This is a genomic window from Streptomyces sp. NBC_01450, from assembly GCF_036227505.1.
Lineage (GTDB): Bacteria > Actinomycetota > Actinomycetes > Streptomycetales > Streptomycetaceae > Streptomyces.
The window spans coordinates 4,061,469-4,080,159 of record NZ_CP109480.1 but is presented as its reverse complement, the minus strand read 5'-3'; the positions used below and the strand labels follow the sequence as shown (position 1 = coordinate 4,080,159).

The 18,691-nt window shown below is 71.2% G+C and carries 12 protein-coding genes; 1 reads left to right on the top strand and 11 read right to left on the bottom strand.

All coding sequences use genetic code 11. The features are described 5' to 3' along the window. Positions 1 to 26 precede the first annotated feature (26 nt). Positions 27 to 1,229 (bottom strand): S8 family peptidase, encoded by a 1,203-nt coding sequence (locus OG568_RS18105; protein WP_329532330.1) that lies wholly within the window; start codon positions 1,227 to 1,229, stop codon positions 27 to 29. 655 nt (positions 1,230 to 1,884) lie between these two features. On the opposite strand from OG568_RS18105, the gene glgP reads away from it, so the two are divergent. Next, the gene (gene glgP / locus OG568_RS18100; protein WP_329532329.1) at positions 1,885 to 4,515 is read left to right on the top strand and encodes an alpha-glucan family phosphorylase; all 2,631 of its coding nucleotides are present in this window, start codon (positions 1,885 to 1,887) and stop codon (positions 4,513 to 4,515) included. 28 nt (positions 4,516 to 4,543) lie between these two features. Here the strand turns inward: glgP and OG568_RS18095 are convergent, their stop codons facing one another. From OG568_RS18095 to OG568_RS18050, 10 genes are all read right to left on the bottom strand, one after another. Further along, positions 4,544 to 5,059: a DUF1990 family protein gene (locus OG568_RS18095; RefSeq protein WP_266431246.1), complete on the bottom strand. Its 516-nt coding sequence runs from the start codon at positions 5,057 to 5,059 to the stop codon at positions 4,544 to 4,546. 87 nt (positions 5,060 to 5,146) lie between these two features. Beyond that, positions 5,147 to 6,805 carry a M4 family metallopeptidase gene (locus OG568_RS18090; RefSeq protein WP_266628778.1) on the bottom strand — a complete coding sequence of 553 codons (1,659 nt, stop codon included), beginning with the start codon at positions 6,803 to 6,805 and terminating at the stop codon, positions 5,147 to 5,149. A gap of 296 nt (positions 6,806 to 7,101) precedes the next feature. Then, positions 7,102 to 9,138: a M4 family metallopeptidase gene (locus OG568_RS18085; RefSeq protein ID WP_329532328.1), complete on the bottom strand. Its 2,037-nt coding sequence runs from the start codon at positions 9,136 to 9,138 to the stop codon at positions 7,102 to 7,104. Between the two features lie 330 nt (positions 9,139 to 9,468). Beyond that, positions 9,469 to 10,338 carry a carbohydrate ABC transporter permease gene (locus tag OG568_RS18080; RefSeq protein WP_329532327.1) on the bottom strand — a complete coding sequence of 290 codons (870 nt, stop codon included), beginning with the start codon at positions 10,336 to 10,338 and terminating at the stop codon, positions 9,469 to 9,471. Next, positions 10,335 to 11,300 carry a carbohydrate ABC transporter permease gene (locus OG568_RS18075; protein ID WP_329532326.1) on the bottom strand — a complete coding sequence of 322 codons (966 nt, stop codon included), beginning with the start codon at positions 11,298 to 11,300 and terminating at the stop codon, positions 10,335 to 10,337. Before OG568_RS18075 ends, OG568_RS18080 begins: the two co-directional genes overlap by 4 nt. Then, a complete protein-coding gene (locus OG568_RS18070) occupies positions 11,294 to 12,634 on the bottom strand; it encodes an ABC transporter substrate-binding protein (protein ID WP_329532325.1) in 1,341 nt (446 codons plus the stop codon). Before OG568_RS18070 ends, OG568_RS18075 begins: the two co-directional genes overlap by 7 nt. Continuing rightward, positions 12,631 to 13,611 (bottom strand): GNAT family N-acetyltransferase, encoded by a 981-nt coding sequence (locus OG568_RS18065; RefSeq protein ID WP_329532324.1) that lies wholly within the window; start codon positions 13,609 to 13,611, stop codon positions 12,631 to 12,633. The genes OG568_RS18070 and OG568_RS18065 overlap by 4 nt, the downstream gene beginning before the upstream one ends. An 87-nt stretch (positions 13,612 to 13,698) precedes the next feature. Further along, positions 13,699 to 14,871 (bottom strand): exo-beta-N-acetylmuramidase NamZ family protein, encoded by a 1,173-nt coding sequence (locus OG568_RS18060; RefSeq protein WP_329532323.1) that lies wholly within the window; start codon positions 14,869 to 14,871, stop codon positions 13,699 to 13,701. Positions 14,872 to 15,135: 264 nt separating this feature from the next. Beyond that, on the bottom strand, positions 15,136 to 16,884 hold the full coding sequence (locus tag OG568_RS18055) for an ABC transporter ATP-binding protein (protein ID WP_329532322.1): 1,749 nt from the start codon (positions 16,882 to 16,884) through the stop codon (positions 15,136 to 15,138). Beyond that, complete coding sequence (locus tag OG568_RS18050) at positions 16,881 to 18,677, bottom strand: ABC transporter ATP-binding protein (RefSeq protein ID WP_329532321.1); 1,797 nt, start codon at positions 18,675 to 18,677, stop codon at positions 16,881 to 16,883. The genes OG568_RS18055 and OG568_RS18050 overlap by 4 nt, the downstream gene beginning before the upstream one ends. Positions 18,678 to 18,691: the final 14 nt, after the last annotated feature.

The window sequence follows — 18,691 nt, the reverse complement described above, 5'->3', positions numbered from 1 at the left end:
AGACCGGTGCCTGCTGCGGCGGTTCCTTATGAACGGCCGACCTGTAGAAGCCTGTTCGGCGAACCGAACCCCGCGCCGCGAATCTTCCCGGAGACGGCCCGCCCGACCAGCGCCTTGCCCACTTGGGCCGGGGTCGCCTTCGGGTGGTCGGCGAGATAGAGCGCCGCCGCGCCCGCGACATGCGGGCTCGCCATCGACGTGCCGGAGAAGGTCGCCTTCCCGGTGTCGCTCGTGTACGACGCCGAAGTGATCGCCACGCCGGGCGCGAACAGGTCGAGGACCGCACCGAAGTTGGAGAAGCTCGCCCGGGCGTCGGCCTGGTCACTGGCCCCGACCGTCAGAGCCTCCTTGACCCGGGCGGGGGAGTACAGCCCGGCGGGCAGTCCGTCGTTGCCCGCCGCGACCGAGTACGTCACTCCGGAGGCGATGGAGTTGCGTACGGCGGCGTCCAACTGGGCGTTGGCGTAGCCGCCCAGGCTCAGATTGGCGACCGCCGGCTTGTGCGCGTGCCGGGTCACCCAGTCGATACCGGCGATGACCTGCGCGGTGGTGCCGGACCCGGCGTTGTCGAGCACCCGCACGGACACGACCTTGGCCTTCTTCGCCACGCCGTAGGTCGTCCCGGCGATGGTCGCGGCGACATGGGTCCCGTGCCCGTTCCCGTCCCCGGCCGACTTGTCGTCGCCCACGAAGTCCCAGCCGTAACCGGCCCGCCCCCCGAAGTCCTTGTGCGTGATCCGAATCCCCGTGTCGATGACGTACGCCGTCACGCCCGCGCCCGCCGACTCCGGCCACGTGTAGCCCTTGTCGAGCGGCAGCGCGGGCTGGTCGAGCCGGTCCAGCCCCCAGGACGGCGGGTTCTTCTCGAAGTGGTCGAGCGTCACCCGGCTGTCCTGGACCACGGAGGCCACCCGGGAGTCCCCCGCGAGCCGCCGCGCCTGCTTCTCGCCCACCTCGACCGCGTATCCGTTGAGCGCGGTGCCGTACGTGTGGCTGATTCTCGCCCCGTACTTCTCGGCGATGCCCTTACCCGCCGATGACGGAGCCTTCGTACCCCCCTTGAGCGTCACGATGTAACTACCGCTGACGGAGCCGGGGTCACCGGCGCCGAGTATCCGCCCCTCCGGGGCGGCGTGCGCGGGCAGGGTGATGGCCGAAAGCACCGCGGCCGTCGTGACCGCGGTGAGGCATCCTGCCCAGCGCAGACGCCGCGTTCTCGTCTGTGCCATGACGTGAGTTCCCCTCCTCAAGTCGGCGTACGCCGACCGGGGCCGACCGGTACGTGATCGCGGCCGCGGGTACACCACTTGGCAGCCTCTCGTGTGGTGTGAAGCACCACAAGGCCGCCCATGCGGGCGGAATCGGCCATACCCTCCGGGGGTTGGGCGGAATGGGTGCGTCGATTTCCGGCCGAGGGCTCCGCCGGTGGGGCCGTTGGGGTGAGTTCGTCGGCTGCGGGCCGGTGGGGGCCGTTCGCGCAGTTCCCCGCGCCCCTGGGACGGGGCTGCGCCCCGTGATCCCCGCTTGGCCGATTCGTTTGCCTGCGGGCCGGTGGGGGCTGGTCGCGCAGTTCCCCGCGCCCCTGAGGCGGGGGCTGCGCCCCGCCCTGTCTGCGGGGTGTTCCCATCACCCGCAGTCGGCGGACTGCGGAAGGGGGCGTGGGGGTGTGTCGCAAGGCCGTCGCTTACGTTCGGATCGAGCAGCGGCTCGCTTGCCCGGCCCACGTCTGATCCGGCGGCGACGGCCTCGACACGCCCCCACGTCCCCGACCCGCCGACTCGATGCGCCGTGTTGTGGAAACACCCTCGCCGCTACCGTCGTGGGTGACGTACGTCCTGCCGCATACCCACCCTGCCGCATACGTCTTTCGTGAAGGTGGAACTCGTGAAGGCAATCCGCAGATTCACCGTTCGCCCCGTACTGCCCGACGCCCTTCACCCGCTCAGTGACCTCGCCCGCAACCTGCGCTGGTCCTGGCACGCCGAGACCCGTGACCTCTTCCAGTCCGTCGACCCCGAACGCTGGACCGCCGCCGACGGCGACCCCGTACGCCTGCTCGGCAACGTCCCTCCCCGGCGCCTCGCGGAACTTGCCGAGGACCGCCGCTTTCTGCGCCGCCTCGCCGCCGTCGCGGACGACCTGCGCGACTACGTGACGGGCGAGCGCTGGTATCAGACCCAGACCCGGATTCCCGATCTGCCCGCCGCCGTCGCCTACTTCTCACCCGAGTTCGGCATCACCGCCGCCCTGCCCCAGTACTCCGGAGGCCTCGGCATCCTCGCCGGCGACCACCTCAAGGCCGCCAGCGACCTGGGCGTACCTCTCATCGGCGTAGGACTTCTCTACCGGCACGGCTACTTCCGCCAGTCCCTGTCCCGCGACGGCTGGCAACAGGAGCACTATCCCGTCCTCGACCCCAATGAACTGCCTCTCGTACCCCTGCGTGAATCCGACGGAACCCCGGCCCAGGTCACCCTCGCCCTTCCCGGCAGCCGCGCCCTGCGCGCCCGCATCTGGCTGGCCCAGGTCGGCCGCGTCCCGCTCCTCATGCTCGACTCCGACGTCGAGGAGAACGACCTCGGCGAACGCGGGGTGACCGACCGGCTGTACGGCGGCGGCAGCGAGCACCGGCTGCTGCAGGAGATGCTGCTGGGCATCGGCGGAGTGCGCGCCGTACGCACGTACTGCAGGCTCACCGGCCACGCCCAGCCCGAGGTGTTCCACACCAACGAGGGCCACGCGGGCTTCCTCGGCCTGGAGCGCATCGCGGAGCTCGGCGAGGGGGACGACGGGCTGGACTTCGAGGCCGCGCTCGAATCCGTCCGCGCCGGTACCGTCTTCACCACCCACACCCCCGTCCCCGCGGGCATCGACCGCTTCGACCGCGAACTGGTCGCCCACCACTTCGGCCCGGACGCCGAACTCCCCCGCATCGACGTCGAGCGGATCCTCGGCCTCGGCATGGAGACCTACCCGGGTGGTGATCCGAACGTCTTCAACATGGCCGTGATGGGGCTCAGGCTCGGCCAGCGGGCCAACGGGGTGTCGCTGCTCCACGGGCAGGTCAGCCGCGAGATGTTCGCCGGCCTGTGGCCGGGTTTCGACCCCGACGAGGTACCGATCACCTCGGTCACCAACGGCGTGCACGCACCGACCTGGGTGGCACCGGAGGTCTTCCGTCTCGGCGCCCGCCAGATCGGCGCCCAGCGCACCGAGGACGCGATGACGGTCGGCGGCTCGGACCGCTGGGACGCGGTGGCGGACATCGCCGACCAGGAGATCTGGGACCTGCGCCGGGTGCTGCGCGAGCAGCTGGTGCTCGAGGTACGGGAACGCCTGCACGCCTCCTGGCGCCAGCGCGGCGCCGGTACGGCCGAACTCGGCTGGATCGACGGGGTGCTGGACCCGGACGTCCTCACGATCGGTTTCGCGCGCCGCGTCCCGTCCTACAAACGCCTGACCCTGATGCTGCGCGACCGCGACCGGCTGATGGACCTCCTCCTGCACGCCGAACGCCCGGTCCAGATCGTGGTCGCGGGCAAGGCGCACCCCGCCGACGACGGCGGCAAGCGACTCGTCCAGGAGCTGGTCCGGTTCGCGGACGACCCCCGCGTACGCCATCGCATCGTCTTCCTCCCGGACTACGGGATGGCGATGGCGCAGAAGCTCTACCCCGGCTGCGACATCTGGCTGAACAACCCGCTCCGCCCGCTGGAGGCCTGTGGCACGTCCGGTATGAAGGCGGCGCTCAACGGCTGTCTCAACCTCTCCGTCCTGGACGGCTGGTGGGACGAGTGGTTCCAGCCGGACTTCGGCTGGGCGATCCCGACGGCGGACGGTACGGCGACCGACGACGACCGCCGTGACGACCTGGAGGCGGCGGCCCTCTACGAGCTGCTCGAACAGCGTGTGGCGCCGCGCTTCTACGAGCGGGGCCAGGGCGGGCTGCCCGACCGCTGGATCGAGATGGTCCGCCAGACGCTGACCCAGCTCGGCCCGAAGGTCCTGGCGGGCCGGATGGTGCGCGAGTACGTGGAGCGCCTGTACGCCCCCGCGGCCCGCGCGCACCGCTCCCTCGCCCCGGACACGGCTCGTGAACTGGCGGTCTGGAAGTCCCGCGTCCGGGCGGCCTGGCCCCGGGTCACGGTCGACCATCTGGAGGCCTCGGCCGCCACCACGACCGCCGAACTGGGCACGACCCTCTCCCTGCGGGTGCGCGTGGCGCTGGCCGACCTCGCCCCGGACGACGTCGAGGTCCAGGCGGTCTCGGGCCGCGTCGACTCGCAGGACCGGATCGCGGACGCGAGTTGCGTCCCGCTGAAACCGGTGGGCGGTCCGGACCCGGAAGGGCGATGGGCGTACGAGGGCCCGCTCTCCCTCGACCGCACCGGCCCGTTCGGCTACACGGTCCGCATTCTCCCCACGCACCGGCTGCTCGCGTCCGGCGCCGAGCTGGGCCTGGTGACGGTGCCTTCGGAGGAGGTGGGGGAGGAGGCCGGGGTCCTCATGCGCTGAGGGCGCGGCCTACGGTTCGAGCCGCGGCCTACGGTTCGAACCCCGCGCACATCCGGCGCAGTACCGTCCCGCAGCGCCGCGCGTAGGCCTGCTGGAGTCCGCGGGTCGCCGGCCCGCCCGCACGGGTGTACCACTTGGCCGCACGGCTGAAGGCGGTCACGGTCAGCCAGACCGTGCCGTCGCCCGTGCGGTCGACCACGAAGGCCTCCTCGCCGCGCTCGGGGTGGCCGGGCAGGGTGCCGTAGGCCCAGCCGGCCCGGCGGTACTCCTCGACCGTCCAGACCACACGGCAGGGGGCCTTGAGGGGGCCGAGTCCGACGGTGACGTCGACTCCGGGGGCCGCCTTGTCGGCGGTGGCGGTGATGCCCACGCCCATCGCGCGGTGCATCTCCCAGGTCATGACGGCCTCGGAGGCGGCGCGGAAGACGGCCTCGCCCTCGCCGACGCGGGTGCGCAGGTGCAGGGGGTGGAACCCCGGCGGGCAGCGGCCGTCGCGCGTCGCGCCCACGTCCTCGTAGGTGAAGGGGTTGTCCGGGGAGACCATGGGGACAGCGTAGGGCGGTACCCGGAGATGCCTTCTCTCCGGGTACCGCCCAAGGCGCCTGGGTGGGTTCCTGGGAACCCGGGGGCACTAGCTCACGTTGACCGCGGTCCAGGCCGCGGCCACCGTCGCGTACTCCGTGCTGGTGGAGCCGTACAGCGCGGAGGCCGCCGAGAGCGTGGCCGTGCGGGCGGCCTTGTAGTTGGTCGTCGACGTCATGTACGTCGTCAGCGCCTTGTACCAGATCTGCAGGGCCTTGGCGCGGCCGATGCCGGTGACCGTCGAGCCGTTGTACGTCGGGGAGTTGTAGGAGACCCCGTTGATCGTCTTCGCGCCGCTGCCCTCGGACAGCAGGTAGAAGAAGTGGTTGGCGACACCCGACGAGTAGTGCACGTCGAGGTTGCCGACCGAGGAGGACCAGTAGTTGGCGGAGCCGCCGTCCTTGCTGGGCTGGTCCATGTAGCGCAGCGGGGTGCCGTCGCCGTTGATGTTGATCTTCTCGCCGATGAGGTAGTCACCCACGTCGGAGGAGTTGCCCGCGTAGAACTCGACGCCGGTGCCGAAGATGTCGGAGGTCGCCTCGTTCAGGCCGCCGGACTCGCCCGAGTAGTTGAGACCGGCCGTGTTGGCGGTGACGCCGTGGCTCATCTCGTGGCCGGCCACGTCCAGCGAGGTCAGCGGGTGGGTGTTCCCGGAGCCGTCGCCGTACGTCATGCAGAAGCAGCTGTCGTCCCAGAACGCGTTGACGTACGCGTTGCCGTAGTGGACGCGGGAGTACGCGCCGACGCCGTTGTTCTTGATGCCGCTGCGGCCGAAGGTGTTCTTGTAGAAGTCCCACGTCTCCTGCGCGCCGTACGCGGCGTCGGCGGCCGCGGTCTGGTCGGTGGTGGACGAGGAGGCCGCGCCGGTGCCCCAGGTGTCGTCCGCGTCGGTGAACAGGGTGCCCGCGGAGGAGGAGGTGGTGTGCGACTTGTTGTACGTCTTGTGGCTGCCGCGGGTGCCGTCGGTCAGCTGGTACGTCGAGCCCGACAGGGTGGTGTTGAGCGTGACCGTGCCCGAGTAGAGGGTCTTGCCGGTGCCGGTCTCGATGCCCTGGTACTCGTAGAGCTTCTTGCCGGTGGCCGCGTCGGTGATGACGTGCAGCTCGTTGGGGGTGCCGTCGTCCTGGAGACCGCCGACGACCGTCTCGTAGGCGAGGGTGGGCTTGCCGGTGGCGGCCCAGATCACCTTGCGGGGGGCCCGGTCGGCCGTGGTCTTCTCCGAGCCGGCGGCCTTCGCGAGGGTGAGGGCCTGCTTCTCGGCCTTCGCGGTGGTGACCTGCGGCTTCAGCGAGGCGACCTTGATGGCCGTCTTCACGGCCTTGGTGACGCCCTCGGTCTTGCCGGCCTTGGACTCGTGGACGATCAGGTCGCCGCCGAGGACCGGAAGGCCGTTGTACGTGCGCTCGTAGCGGGTGTGCACCGTGCCGTCCGCGTCCTTGAGGACGTCTCTGACGACGAGCTTCTCCTTGGCGCCGAGGCCTATCTGCTGGGCGGTCTCGGGCGCGGCCGCGTCGGCCTTCTGGATCAGGCTCGTGCGTGCGGCGTTGGAGAGCAGGACCGTGGCGCCGGGGAGCTTCGCCTTGGCGGCGGCCGACTCGGTCTGGGCGGAGGCACCGGTGGTCAGACCGGTGGTGAGCAGTGCTCCGGCAGCCACAGCGGTGGCGATGGCCAGAGTGGTGCGCTTGTGACGCGCGTAGAGGGGGGTCACGCAATCTCCTCTTGTGGGGGCGACCGGACGGCGTGGGGTGGCCGTACGGAAGGTGTGAAGTTGCGGTGCGGGTGAGCCGTGCGGTGGAAGACTGACATCCAGGACGCGTACATGTCAGGAGGGCGATGAAATCTTGGCTGAAAAGCGTCCGTTGAATGAAGATCACTGTTCGTTGCGCGGATCTCGATCTTGGTCAAGCGGCAACAAAAGCGTGGTCATGGCACGGCAAAGAGGGCGCCACCCCGGGGTCGGACCCCGGGGCGGCGCCCTCTCGGTGCCGTGTGTTCAAGCGCGGCCTACGGGAACGTCAGCTTCCAGCTGTTGATGTAGCCGGTGTCCTGCGCGGCCTTGTCCTGGACCCTCAACTTCCAGGTGCCGTTGGCGACTTCGGAGGACGCGTTGACCGTGTAGGTCTCCTGGACGTTGTCCGCCGAGTCGGAGGAACTGAAGGCCTTCAGGGGGTACACCGTGCCGTCCGGGGCCAGCAGATCCACGACCAGGTCACCGCGCCAGGTGTGCACGATGTCCACGTCGACCAGAAGGTTCGACGGGGCGTTGCCGGTACGGCCGGTGACCGTGACCGAGGACGTGACGGCCGCCCCGTTGTCCGGAATCGATACGTCGCCGGTGTTCTCGAACGACGTACCGGTGCCACCGCCCGGACGCGAGCCGACCTTCACGGCCGCCCAGGCGTTCTGCACCGCCGTGTACTCGGCGCTCGTCGTGCCGTACAGCTCGCCCGCCGCCGCGAGCGTGCCGGTGCGGGCCGCCGCGTAGTTGGTGGTCGAGGTGAACTTCGTGGTGAGCGCCCGGTACCAGATCTGCAGGGCCTTGTCGCGGCCGATGCCGGTGACCGGAAGGCCGTCGGCGGTCGGCGAGTTGTAGCTGACGCCGTTGATGACCTTGGCGCCGCTGCCCTCGCTCAGCAGGTAGAAGAAGTGGTTGGCGACACCGGACGAGTAGTGGACGTCGAGACCGCCCACGCTGGAGGACCAGTTGTCCGCCGAGCCGCCGTCCTTGCTGGGCTTGTCCATGTAGCGCAGCGGGGTGCCGTCGCCGTTGATGTCGATCTTCTCGCCGATGAGGTAGTCACCGGGGTCGGAGGCGTTGCCCGCGTAGAACTCGACGCCGGTGCCGAAGATGTCCGAGGTCGCCTCGTTCAGACCGCCGGACTCACCGCTGTAGTTGAGACCCGCGGTGTTGGAGGTGACACCGTGGCTCATCTCGTGGCCCGCCACGTCGATGGCGGTCAGCGGGTCCGCGTTGCCGGCCCCGTCGCCGTACGTCATGCAGAAGCAGCCGTCGTCCCAGAACGCGTTGATGTACGCGTTGCCGTAGTGGACCCGGGAGTAGGCACCCACGCCGTTGTTCTTGATGCCGCTGCGGCCGAAGGTGTTCTTGTAGAAGTCCCAGGTCTCGGCGGCGCCGTAGTGGGCGTCGGCGCCCGCGGTGGCGGCGTTCGACGTGGTGCCGTTGCCCCAGGTGTCGCTGGTCTGCGAGAACAGGGTGCCGGTGCCGGACGTACCGCGGTTGAGGTTGTACGTCTTGTGGCCGCCGCGCGCGCCGTCGGTGAGCGTGTAGTTGGAGCCCGACTGTGTGGTGGTCAGCGTCACCTGCCCGCTGTACTGGGTGTTGCCGATACCGGTCTCGATGCCCTGGTACTCGTAGAGCTTCTTGCCGGTGGCCGCGTCGGTGATGACGTGCAGCTGGTTCGGCGTCCCGTCGTCCTGGAAGCCGCCGACGACCGTCTCGTACGCCAGGGTCGGCTTGCCGTCCGCCGCCCAGATCACCTTGCGGGGCGCCCGGTCGGCGTCGGTCTTCTTCGAACCGTCGGCCTTGGCGAGGGAGAGGGCCTGCTTCTCCGCCTTCGAGGCGGCGATGGCGGGCGTGAGCGAGGCGACCTTGAGGGAGGCCCGCGTCGCCTTGATGACGCGCTCGGTCCTGCCGGCCTTGGTGGTGTCGACCACCAGGTCGCCGCCGAGGACCGGGATCCCCGCGTAGGTGCGCTCGTAGCGGGTGTGGACCGTGCCGTCCGCGTCCTTGATGACGTCGCGGGCGACGAGCTTCTCGTCGGCCCCGAGGCCGAGGTCCTTGGCGGTCGCCGCCTTGGCGGCGTCCGCGTCGCGTATCAGCTCGGCGCGCTGCGAAGGCGTGAGCTGGACGGCGAGAGAACCTCGGTTGATCTTGCCGAGGGAGGACTTCTGGGGGGCCGCGCTCGCGGCGCCCGACTGGACGGCCGCGGCCAGCAGGGCGGAGACGCCGACGAGGGCGACGGCCGCGACACGGCGCTGAGTGGTGTGGGAGGTGCGTCTGTGGGAGGAACTGCTGCTCAACACTGACTCCTTCTGCGTGGCCACGGCTCGCGCGGCCAGTGGGGATCCGGGCGGGGTGGGTACCCGTCCGGGCAGAACAGGGCGGAACGCGGAACCAGTTGCATGGGGGTCTACGGCAGCGACACGGCGGGTGGTGCTGTGAGGTTGCTGTGAAGTTGCCGTGGGAAGAGTGGCAGCAGATCTCGCTTTCTGTCAGGACCGCGTCAGGAACTTGGCTGGAATTGGTTCGTTCTCCGGTTGGTCATGTTCGGTATACGAACCCGTCGACCGCCGCTTCGCCGGCCGCCCTGGAACCTCCGGGTTTGGCTTGTTCGTGAAGCCCCCGTGTCCTCACTTGAGGCCGCTGAGCATGACGCCGCGGATGTAGTACTTCTGCAGCAGCAGGAAGAGGATCAGGACCGGCAGGATGCTCAGGACGAGGCCGGCCATGACGATGGGCATCGAGCGGGTCGGGTCGACGTAGTCCTGCAGGAGCTGGATGCCGACGGGCAGGGTCATCACGTCCGGGTTGGCGGTCGAGACGAGCAGCGCCCAGATGTACTCGTTCCAGGCGTCGACGAAGGTCAGCAGCCCCAGCGTCACCACGACCGGCATGGTCTGCGGCACCACGATCCGCCACCACACGGCGAACTCGCCGGCCCCGTCGATGCGCGCGGCCTCGAGGACCTCGTCCGGGATCGAGACCATGAACTGGCGCATCAGGAAGATCCCGAAGCTGTTGACGAGGAACGGCATGGCGAGCGCCGCGATGCTGACGGTCAGGCCCGCGCCGCCGCGCCCGAACAGGTCGTTGCCGCCCGCCAGCGGCCAGTGCACCAGGATCAGGAAGTGCGGGATGAGGAAGAGGAACGGGGGGAACATCATCGTCGACAGCACGAGACGGAAGATGAAGTCCCGGCCGGGGAAGCGGAGTTTGGCGAGCGCGTAGCCGGCGAGCGACGACGTGAGCAGTACCGAACCGGTGATCGCGGCGGTGGCGATGACGCTGTTGCGGAAGAGCACCGGCAGATCGAGCTGGCCGACCGCCGCCCGGTAGTTCGACAGGTCGAACGCCTTCGGCAGGAACCGGTACGGCAGTGTGCCGTACTCGCCGGGCCCCTTGAAGGACGTCATCACCATGTCGAGGAACGGCACCACCATGAGCGCGGCGCCGGTCACGACCAGCAGATACGACAACCATGGGAAACGGCGGCGGATCATACGTCCTCCCCCTTGCGCCGGAAGAACCACAACTGCACCAGGGTGACCACCAGGACCACCACGAACAGCACGAAGGCGGCGGCGCTCGCGGTGCCCCAGTCGCCGTAACCGAAGGCCTGCCGGTACATCTCCAGCGCGGCCACATTGGTCGCGTCACCCGGCCCGCCCCTGGTCATCACGATGATCAGAGCGAACGACTGCAGGCCGGTGAGGAACTGGGTGATGCACACGAACAGCAGGGACGGTCGCAGCAGCGGCACCGTGATCTTCCAGAAGACGGTGACGGGCCCGGCGCCGTCGAGCGCGGCGGCCTCGTAGTACGGCTCGGGAATGGACTTCAGCCCGGCGGTCAGGACGAGGATCGCCGAGCCGACCGAGGCCCAGGCCTGGACGACCACGACCGAGGGCAGCGCGGTGTCCGGGTCCTGGAGGAACGCCACCGAGCCGAGTCCGAGGCCATTGAGGACGCCGTTGACGAGGCCGCCCGGCTCGTACATGTACTTCCACACGTTGCCGACGGCGACGACGGTCGTGACGATCGGCAGGAAGTACAGGGTGCGCCACAGCCCCTGGAACCGCAGCTTGTCGACGCAGGTGGCGACGAGCACGGAGCCGGCGAGCGCGAGGGCCACGGTGCCCAGGGCGAACAGCAGCGTGTTGGTGAGGATCGGCGCGAGGAACGTCGATCCGTCCGCGAAGAGGCGGGCGAAGTTGTCCAGGCCGACCGGATCGATGTCGCCGAGGGCGAACCCCGCCCAGTGAGACATCGACAGCAGCAGCGCGAAGCCGAGCGGCAGGATCAGGAGGACCGCGAAGAACAGCAACGTCGGCGCCAGGAAGAGATAGGCGACGACGGCCTGCCGACGCCGGCGCCGGGTCGGGCCGCGGCCGTCGACGGCGGGCGTGGCGGACCGTGGGCCGCGCACCCGCTCGGTCGTGTCCGGCGCCAGGGTGTTCACCATGAGCGCGACACCTCCTGGTCGATCTGACGACGGGTGGTGCGCAGTGCCTCGTCGACCGACCGCTGACCGGTCCACAGCGCCTCGATGTTCTTGCGCAGCAGCGACTTGGCCTGCTGCGCGCCCGGCACGTTCGGCTCCGGCACCGCGTAGGCCAGCGCGTCCAGGAACGGGCGCAGGTTCGGATCGGTGCCCTCGCTCAGGAGTGTCCGCATGTCGTCGGCGCGGCCGGTCAGGGAGCCGACCGACACCTGCAGGGAGCTCATCCGGGTCGCCGTCGCGCCCTTCCCGGCGCTCTTCACGCGCACCTTCTCGGTGTTGAGCCAGCGCAGGAACTCCCAGGCCTCGCGCGGGTGCTCACTGGCCGCGTTGACCCCCAGCATGAAGCCGGTGGAGAGCGTGGCGCGCTTGTCGTCCGCCTCGGGGACGGGCAGCGGCGCGACGCCGACATCACGGTAGTCCTCGCCCATCTGCTCCTTCAGGCTCCCGGTCCACCAGCCGGCGCTGACCACCATGGCCACCTGCCCGGACTGGAACGCCTTGTAGACGTTGACGCCGGGGTCGCTCGCGCCTTTGGCGACGAGGCGGTGCTCCAGATCGAACACGGCCCGGCCGGCCGGCGAGTCGATGGCGGTGCTCCTGCCGTCCGCGGAGACGAACCTTCCGCCGGCGGCGTTGAGCAGAGCGAGGGTCTGGCCGACGGTGGTGGAGTCGTCGTACGTCGACAGCCCGAACCCCTGGACCAGCGTGTTGCCGTACCGGTCCCGCTCGGTGGTGCGGTACGCCGTGTCCTCCAGCTCCCGCCAGGTGCGCGGAGGGCCGTCGACGCCGGCCTCACGCAGCAGCCGCTTGTTGTAGTAGAGGGCGTACGTCTGCACCTCGGTGGGGTAGCCGTAGACCCTGCCCCCCACCGACGAGGAGCCGACCGCGGCCTCGCCGTAGCCGCGGGTGATCTCCTCGGCGTGCTCGGAGGGGGCGGGTCGCAGGACACCGGCCTGGACGAGCTGGCCGTTCCACAGGCAGTACGGCTGGAGGATGTCGGTGCCCTGGCCCGCGGCCTGCCGGACCATGAACGTGGTCAGCAGGTCCGTGAACTCGACGGCCTTCGTCCGCACCTTGACCCGGTCGTGCGTGGCGTTCCACTCGTCGACCGGGCCCCGCAGGGCCTCCTTGAGCACCCCGCTCGCGTAGTGGGAGAGCAGGGTGAGCAGGATCGGGTCCCCGGGCCGCCCGGTGCCCCGGTGCGGCGCGGCGCATCCGGAGGCGAGCAGCGCCGAGGGGAGCGCGAGCGCGGCGTGACGGCGGCTCAGGCCGCCGCCGCGGCGTGACGGCGTCATCCGGCGGCCTCCCGGCGCATCACGCGGAACACCCGGGTCGTGGTGAAACCGCTCCTGCGGTACAGGTGGCCCGCCGGGGACTGCTCGCCGGTCCACAGGAACCACGCGGAGTGCGCACGGCGCGCCCGCATCCGCTCCAGGACCAGGTGGAGCAGGACCTTGCCCACTCCGGTGCCGCGCATCTCCTCCAGTACGCCGAACGGACCGAACCGCTCGTCCACCGCATCGAACGTGCCGTGCATCGCCCAGCCGACCAGGCGACCCGTTGGGTCCCGGGCGACGACGATGCGGTCGAGCGGTGTGCCCGCGGCCAGACACTGCCGGATCGTGCACGCCCAGTCCGGGCCGAAGTGGTTCCCGGCGAGCGCGAAGAGGTCCACCAGGTCGTCGTCGCACGGGGTGGCGAACTGGTAGCCCCGCGCCGTCAGTTCGTCCGAGCGGCACGCGACATCCTCCGGGATGCGATAGCCGACCAGGCCGCGGTCCATCGCCGCCGCCTCGTACAGCGTGCGAAAGCCCAGGGACTCGAGGAGCCCGGCGGCTTCCGGGTACGCCTCGGCGTCCAGGCCGGGCAGGACGTAGTTCGGGGTGTACGAGGAGAAGTCCACCCGGGTGCGGCCGTGGCCGTGCAGCCAGTCGAGGGCCTCGGTCAGCAGCAGGCGGCCGAGGCCGCGCCCGCGGGCGGCCGGGTCGACGAAGAAGAACGGGATCCAGCCCTGCCCCGGCTCCAGGTCGGTGCCGGCCATCGGCGTCAGACGGCGCACCGCGTAGGCGGCGCCGACGACACGGTCGCCGTCGACGGCGACCCGAAGCCCCTCCGGATCGAAGTTGGCGTCGAGCAGCACCAGGGAGCGGAAGCGGTCCGGGGTGATGGGGTCGGCCGGCGCACTGCGGCGCCATGCCTCCACCAACCGCGGGCCGTCGCCCGCGCGAAAGCCGCGAATCCCGGCCCGGGATGTCGTCGTGCGATCGGTCATCGACGGGGTTGTCCTTCCATACGCGGGTCGCGGTCCACGAGGGCGAGTCGGGCGACGCCGCCGGGCGGGGTGTCGGGACAGGAGGTCTCAGGCGTAGAGCAGCACGTCGTCGCCGGCCCACCGGCCGGGCGGCGCCGGCGGATCGCACAGCGGCAGCGGGTCGTCGCCCGCGTTGACGGTGCGCCGCAGCCGGTCGGACCCCCACAGCAGGTCGATGAAGTGACGGTGGCCGGTCCCCTCCGCGCCGCCGTCCTCGGTGCGCCAGGCGAAGGCGTCCGGGTACAGCCGTCGCAGTGTGGCGAGCATCGCGACGGCGGTACGTACGGGGGCGAACACCTCGCGGTCGGTGATGTGGAGCTGGACCCCGCGCAGCGGCCGTCCGGCGTGTTTGTGGAAGGTCGGTACGTAGCGCAGATCACGGAAGTGCACTCCGGGCAGGGCGAGTTCGGCGAGCGAGGGCGCGAAGCGCGCGTCGATGTACGGGGCCCCGACGATCTCGAAGGGCTGCGTGGTGCCACGGCCCTCCGAGAGATTCGTCCCCTCGAACAGGCAGGTGCCGGGGTAGACGGCGGCGGTGGCGGGCGTCGGGATGTTCGGCGAGGGCGCGACCCACGGCAGGCCGGTGGCCTCCGCGTCCATGGCGCGCTGCCAGCCGCCGGCCTCGATCACCGTCAAGTCGGCGGCCCGGCCCGCCGTTTGGGGCACGGTCGAGGCGTTGAGACACCGGGCGAGTTCGCCGCAGGTGAGGCCGTGCCGGACGGGGATCGCGGCGCGCCCGACGAAGCTGGCCCACGCCGGGTCGAGCGGCGGGCCCTCGCTGACGAGTCCACCGAGGGGATTCGGCCGGTCGGCGACCACGAACCGTACGCCCGTACGGGCCGCCGAGACCATCAGGTCGAACATGGTCCACACGTAGGTGTAGAACCTGGCCCCGATGTCCTGCAGGTCGTACACCAGGGCGTCGACGCCGCTGTCGAGCAGCAGTTCGTCGAGGCGCGCGCCGCCGCACCGGTAGGTGTCGTGGACCGGCAGACCGGTGGCGGGGTCCGTCCGAGCGGCCTCGCTCTCGCCGGCCTGGCCGGTCCCGTGCAGCCCGTGCTCGGGACCGAACAGGGCGGCCAGCCGCACGCCGGCCTCGAGCAGCGCGGGCGCGGCCGGGCGCAGGTCGGGCAGGACGCCGGTGTGGTTGGTCACCAGCCCGAGCCGGCCGGGCCCGGCAAGTCCGGGCGACGCGTGCAGTCGTGCGGTCCCGGTCGTCACCGCGACGCGGTCGTCCGTGCCCGCCCTTCGCCCCCGGGCGTCGGCGACATCTCGAAGCGATGATCCGAAATGTACGGGCATGTCGAGATTTACTTGCATGTCCGGAAATCTTGCCATGGCACACCGGCGGTTCGTGCGATCGCAAGGCACCGGAGTGCTCTCGTAGCTCCGCCACGGGAGCACTCCGGCAACGCGGCTGGGGGTCCCCCTCCGGGGGAGTGCGCGCCACGCCCCGCGAGCCCCGATCACCACTCCATACAGGACCTAGTGCCGTCGCTCACCGTGCCAGGAGTACCACAGCGCCGCGTACGCCCCGTCCGCGGCGACCAGTTCGTCGTGTGTGCCCAGCTCGGTCAGCAGGCCCTCCTCCATCACGGCCACCCGATCCGCGTCGTGCGCGGTGTGCAGCCGGTGCGCGATGGCGATGACCGTGCGCCCCTCGAGCACGGCGGCGAGCGCACGCTCGGTGTGGCGCGCGGTCGTCGGATCGAGCAGGGCGGTCGCCTCGTCGAGGATGAGGGTGTGCGGGTCGGCCAGTACCACCCGGGCCAGCGCCAGCTGCTGGGCCCGCGACCCGTCCGTCCGGTGGGCGCCGGGGCCGAGCTCGGTGTCCAGGCCGTCCGGCAGCTCCCGGACCCAGTGATCGGCGCCGACGGAGGCCAGCGCCGCCCACAGCGCCGCGTCACCGGCGTCAGGTTCGGCGATCAGCAGGTTGTCGCGGACGGTGCCCAGGAACACGTGGTGCTCCTGGGTGACGAGGACGACCTGTCGTCGCAGTTGCTCGGGATCGAGGTCGGCGATCGGTACGCGGCCCACCGTCACCGACCCGGACCGCGGCGCGTCGATGCCCGCGAGGAGCCGGCTCAGGGTGGTCTTCCCGGCGCCGGAGGGTCCGACGACGGCCAGCCGTTCCCCGGGCCGGACGGTCAGGTCGACTCCGCGCAGCACCTCGCCCCCACGGTCGTAGGAGTAGCGGACGCCCGTCACGTCGATCCGGTCGTCGACCGGGGTGGGCGAGCCGGACGCTGCGGCCCGCGGCGCCCCGGCCAGTCCCTCCACGCGGGCGAACGAGGCCGCGCTGCTCTGCAGTTGCTCCACCTGCATCAGGATCTGGTCGAGCGGCTCCCCGAGCTGGCGCAGATACAGGGTCGCGGCGACCACCGCCCCCAGGCTCATCGACCCCCGCGCGTGCAGCGCACCGCCCACCAGCAGGGCGGTGACCACGGGAACGACGTACGACACCTCCACGGCCGGGAAGAACACACTGCGCAGGAACAGGGTCCGCATCCGCCGCAGGCGGGACGTCTCCAGCGTCTGACGGCTCGCGGCGATCCGGTCGCGCCGCAGTCCGAACGCCTCCACCGTACGGGCGCCGGCCGCGGTGGCCGCGAGGATCTCGGCGACGTCCGAGGTGGCGGTGCCCTCGGCGAGATACGCGGTGCGCGCACGGCGCAGATACCAGCGCAGGGCGAACCAGATGCCGACAAGGCCGAGCACCCCGCAGGCGCCGAGCAGTGGGGCGATGACGAAGACCGCGCCGAGGATGAACAGCGCCTGGGCGCAGGAGATGAGCAGCTCGGGCCCGGTGTCGCGCAGCGTGTTGCCCACCACGGTGACATCGGCGGTGCCGCGCGCGGTCAGATCGCCGGTGCCGGCCCGCTCCACGACCGAGGCGGGCAGACGCAGCGCCCGCTCCACGAACTGCTCCCGCACCCGGGCCAGCGTCCGCTCCCCGAAGCGGTGTCCCACGTACCGGGCCCACCGCGCCAGCAGCAGCTGCGCCAGCGAGCACACCAGGATGACGAACGCCAGCCGGTCCACGACGTGCACACCGTCCCCGGCCCGCACGTCGTCGATGATCCGCCCGAGCAGCCAGGGCCCGACCAGCCCGGCCGCGGCCGCCAGCGCGTTCAGGCCGAGCACGGCGGCGAAGGCCCGCCCGTCCGCCCGGATCAGCCGCAGCGACGCCCGGCGCACCTCGACGGGCTCGGCGACCGGCAGGTGCGCGCTCATCGCAGGGCCTCCTCTGCGTCGAAGCCGTCGACGCCGTCGATCCCCTCGCCGGCGTCAAGAGTCTCCAGGTCGTCCGGGTCGTGCAGGTCTTCCAGCTCGTCCGCGTCGCGGGCCACCAGCGCCCGGTATCCCGGCTCCCCGTCGAGGAGTTCGCGATGGCCCCCGCTCGCCGCGACCTTGCCGTCGACCAGGAAGTACACGGTGTCCACCTGGTCCAGCATCAGCGGAGAGGTGCTGGTGACGACGGTCGTACGGCCCGAGCGCGCGGCGCGCAGCCGGGCCGCCACCGCCGCCTCGGTGTGCGCGTCGAGCGCCGAGGTGGGTTCGACGGCGAGCAGTACCTCGGGGTCGGCGAGCAGCGCCCGCACCAGGCGTACCCGCTGTCGCTGGCCCCCGGAGAGGCTGCGGCCCTGGGCGTCGACGGCCGAGTCGAGACCGTCGGGCAGACCGAGCACGATGTCGTCCGCGGCCGCCGCGCGCACCGCCCGGGCGATCGCCTCCTCGTCGTGCTCCCGGCGACCGGAGACCAGCTCGCGCAGGGTGCCCGCGAACAGGTCGGCCTCGTTGTCCGCGACCAGGATCCGTTCGCGCACCTGCGCCAGCGCGATCCCGTCGAGCCGTACGCCACCCCAGGTCACCGCCGATTCCGCGTACCGGCCGAGGCGGTCGACGACGGCCTCGGACTCCGCGGGAAGGGCTCCGACCAGTGCGGTGAGCCGCCCCGGCAGCACCCGCACCCCGGAGTCCGGATCGTGCAGCACCGCCGGGGAGGCGGGCGCGTCCCGGGCGTCGGGGCGGTCGGCGACGGGCTCCAGGGACAGGAACCGTACGACGCGCCGGGCGGCGACGACGGCCCGGCTGAGCTGGTAGCCGCTCTGGATGAGGAAGTACACCGGCATCACGAGGACCGCGACATAGCCGTACACGGACACCAACTGGCCGATGGTGATCTCCCCCTGGGCGGCCAGCCGGGCCGCGAGCCAGGTCACGACGGCGAGGAAGAGCGTCGGCAGTCCCGTGCCCAGCGCCTGGATCCAGCTGGTCGCCGCCCCGACCCGGTACCCCCGCACCCGCAGCTCCTGCGAGTCGCGGCGGAAGGTGTCCGCGAACAGCCCCTTGCCGCCGAGGCCGTTGAGGACGCGCAGGCCGCCCGCGAGGTCGCCGATCCGTGCGGTCAGCACGCCCTGCCGCTCGCGGTACTCGGTCTCCGCGCCCTGCAGTCGAGACATCAGCGGGCCGACGAGCCCGGCGGTCAGCGGCACCCCGAGGAGGATCACCACCGAGAGCTGGAGCGAGACCGACGTCAGCTGCGCGGCCACCACGCCGTAGGTGACGATCGCGGCGATGCCGGGACCGACGACGGTCAGCGACTGGCTGATCGTCTGGACGTCGCCGACGCCGATCGTGACGACCTCCCCGGCGCCGACCTGGCGGGCCAGCGCGGCACCCAGTCGCGCCGACTGCTCCACCACGACCTTGACCGTGCGGAAGTTGGCGTCCATCCGGACCTTGGTCATGGTGCGGTGCCGCAGGATGCCCAGCCAGGCGTTGAACACCCCGATGCCGAACACGGCGGCCGTCCAGCCGAGCAGCGCGCCCTGGTCGCCCGGCTCCAGGCCGTCGTCGATCGCGCGGGAGAGCAGATACGGCGGCAGCGCCAGGAGCACCATCCACACGGTGGCGAGCAGCGCGCCTGCCGTGCTCCGCCCCGCCTGCCGGGTGACCAGCCACCACAGGTACCGCCACCCGCCCCGACAGTCGGGCGTCCCGGGGTCCTCGTACGCATCGATCATCCGGCCCTCATGCC

Bases quoted from the DNA above. Each gene is read 5' to 3' on its own strand.
- OG568_RS18105 (WP_329532330.1), bottom strand. From the start codon at position 1,229: ATGGCACAGACGAGAACGCGGCGTCTGCGCTGGGCAGGATGCCTCACC.
- OG568_RS18095 (WP_266431246.1), bottom strand. From the start codon at position 5,059: ATGGTCTCCCCGGACAACCCCTTCACCTACGAGGACGTGGGCGCGACG.
- OG568_RS18080 (WP_329532327.1), bottom strand. From the start codon at position 10,338: ATGATCCGCCGCCGTTTCCCATGGTTGTCGTATCTGCTGGTCGTGACC.
- OG568_RS18075 (WP_329532326.1), bottom strand. From the start codon at position 11,300: ATGGTGAACACCCTGGCGCCGGACACGACCGAGCGGGTGCGCGGCCCA.
- OG568_RS18070 (WP_329532325.1), bottom strand. From the start codon at position 12,634: ATGACGCCGTCACGCCGCGGCGGCGGCCTGAGCCGCCGTCACGCCGCG.
- OG568_RS18065 (WP_329532324.1), bottom strand. From the start codon at position 13,611: ATGACCGATCGCACGACGACATCCCGGGCCGGGATTCGCGGCTTTCGC.
- OG568_RS18055 (WP_329532322.1), bottom strand. From the start codon at position 16,884: ATGAGCGCGCACCTGCCGGTCGCCGAGCCCGTCGAGGTGCGCCGGGCG.
- OG568_RS18050 (WP_329532321.1), bottom strand. From the start codon at position 18,677: ATGATCGATGCGTACGAGGACCCCGGGACGCCCGACTGTCGGGGCGGG.